This window comes from Streptosporangium sp. NPDC002524 (assembly GCF_040295985.1).
Classification (GTDB): domain Bacteria; phylum Actinomycetota; class Actinomycetes; order Streptosporangiales; family Streptosporangiaceae; genus Streptosporangium.
This window is the reverse complement of the sequence record NZ_JBEOWK010000070.1, coordinates 1-1,945: the sequence shown is the minus strand read 5'-3', so window position 1 is coordinate 1,945 and position 1,945 is coordinate 1. Positions and strand designations below refer to the sequence as shown.

At 36.9% G+C, this 1,945-nt stretch carries 2 protein-coding genes; one reads left to right on the top strand and one right to left on the bottom strand.

Annotated elements, in window-relative coordinates:
* A partial coding sequence (locus tag ABT053_RS43250) for a hypothetical protein (RefSeq protein WP_502991973.1) occupies nt 1-560 on the top strand: 560 nt, incomplete at its 5' end.
* Nucleotides 561-670: 110 nt separating this feature from the next.
* On the opposite strand, the gene ABT053_RS43245 is transcribed toward ABT053_RS43250, so the two are convergent.
* A protein-coding gene (locus ABT053_RS43245; protein WP_095586744.1) for an IS3 family transposase occupies nt 671-1,818 on the bottom strand; the annotation gives its coding sequence in 2 pieces (ribosomal slippage) (nt 671-1,566 and nt 1,566-1,818; 1,149 coding nt in all).
* Nucleotides 1,819-1,945 lie beyond the last annotated feature (127 nt).

Sequence of the window (1,945 nt, the reverse complement as noted above, 5' to 3'; positions counted from 1 at the left end):
CTTCAATTTCAATCCGAGAATTACGAGAAATGACGGATATAGTCAATGAATATAAACTTTTTGCAGATTTAGAAAAATGGATATTAAAAAAACCTTTGGAAGAAATCAATGATCATACTTCTTTTACCGTGACGTATGACAAAGTCAAAAAGGGGCGCTCGATTGATTCTATCGTCTTTCATATTACGAAAAAACGTCGAGCAGACGATAACAGCTACAAGTTGGAAGATAAAGTCTACCAAGAAGATAAAGCACGTAAAGCAGAAACCGAAGACATGCTGACGGTACAAGCCCTAAAAAGTCCGTATACCAAGCTGCTTATGGAACATTTCTTATTGTCTTATCTAGACTTGACGGATACTAAAATTCTTTCAGGCTTACAAGCACACGTGTACCCTCTCTATGACGAACTGAAAGACTTACGAGGTTTGAATGGGGTCAAAGACCACTTGTCTTATGTGAGAGCCAAGCGAGAAGACTACTCAAAGAAAAATATCACTAAGTATCTCAAAAAAGCAATCGAGCAATATCTACCTACGGTTAAAAGGCAGGACTTATGATGAGTGAAAAGTTAAAGACAATTAAAGTGGACTAATGTCAAATATTTAGACACAAAATGAGCTATATTTTTGGAAAGTCAACGAAAAACTAGACACGGAGTTAAGAGAATTTAAGAATTATATTTTTCAAAGTCTTTTGGAGACTTGTAATCAAGACCTGAATGCATCCTTTTTGTATTGTAATAGGTCTCAATGTATTTAAATATTTCTTGAGTAGCCTCAGCTCTTGTCTCAAAATGAGCATCATTAATAAGCTCCCTCTTTAGCGTCTTATAAAAAGACTCCATCATTGCATTGTCATATGGATTTCCTTTACGACTCATGCTAGATTGAGCACCGACTTGACGAAGAGTAGATTGATAACGAGAGCTTGTATATTGACTCCCTTGATCAGTATGGACAATCAAGCCAGGCTGAGGATGTTCTTTCCCACAAGCTTGTAAGAAGCAATCCCTCACCAGTTTATCTTGCATCCGTGAAGACATTGACCAGCCTACAATCTTACGTGAAAAAACGTCGATATTCACGGCTAAGTATAAGGTGCCTTCTTTGGTAGGGATATAGGTCATGTCTCCCAGCCATACTTTATTAGGAGCTGTTGCTTTAAAGATCTGATTAATTAAATTGGGTCTTGAAAGCGAAGCTCCTTTTCTGTTGTAATGTTTATATTTATAACGGCTTCCCTTGGCATAAAGTCCCATCAAGTGCATCAGTTTCCCAACACGTTTCGTGTTGGTCATAATACCAGTATTATGAAGTACCTTGGTAATTCTAACCGCACCATAGCGTCCCTTATGCTCATGAAAGACAGCTTTTATCTTCTCTGAGAGAATTTCTCTCTCCACTTGTTGTTTTGAAGGACGACGATGCATGTATTCATAGAAACCTGAGCGAGAAACCTTAAGAACTTTTACTGCATGCTTAATTTTTATCTTCCCATGATGTTTCAAGAGAAATTCAAAACGTTTTACTTGCTTCGCTTCAAGAAGACCCGGAACTTTTTTAGAAGTTCAAGTTCCTCCTGAAGATAACGATTTTCTTTCTCTAACAATTTAATCTTATGTTGGGCATCAGCTAGGGCTGTCCCATTTCCTGGAAAAGCACTTTCTCCATATTCTTCAACTTCTTGAACCCAGCGATAAAGACTATTGGCATGAACCTCAAGCTCTTGGCTGACTTCTTTAACAGAGTAACCCTCTTCAAGAATGAGTTTTACTGCAGAATTTTTAAATTGTTTATCGAATTTTCTTCTTGCCATAATAAACCTTTCCACGATTTCTCTTAACTTTGTGTCTAGTTTATTATAACCTTTCCACCTTTCATTTTTGTGTCTTAATAGACAGATTATAACACACAATTTTCTGTCCACTTTTATAGTATAGCTC